Genomic DNA, 381 nt, shown 5'->3' with positions numbered 1-381 from the left:
GCATCGAACACGATGCTGCGCGAGCTGGAGGTGCCTTGGTCGAGGGCGAGAAGGTAGGTCATGATGCAGAAGGTATCAAGGTTTCAGGGTGCGGTGGGCTCCCGCAGCGCTCGAATGGCACGGCCCAGGCCAGCAGACGCCGCGCAAGGGCCGCCCCGCCGCGCTGGCGTCGTCCCCCGGGGGGGAAGGCGCCGCAGGCGACTCAGGGGGGGAGTTCATCCGGCCACGGTGCAGGCGACCTGCGCCTCGTGCAGCAGCGCCGGGAAGGGCTCGGGCGGGGGCGCGTCGGTGAACAGGCGGTCGATCTGCGCCAGCGTCGCCAGCTGCACCAGGGCCGGGCGGTGGAACTTGCTGTGGTCGGCGGCCAGCCAGACCTCGCGC

1 pseudogene is annotated in these 381 nt (G+C 72.2%); it reads right to left on the bottom strand.

The annotated features are described in order from the left end of the window. Positions 1 to 215: 215 nt before the first annotated feature. Positions 216 to 381: pseudogene (locus tag B2J89_RS23005) on the bottom strand (DeoR family transcriptional regulator); the annotation flags it as partial.

The organism is Acidovorax sp. SRB_24 (assembly GCF_012931925.1).
This window is presented reverse-complemented; position numbering and strand designations above follow the sequence as displayed.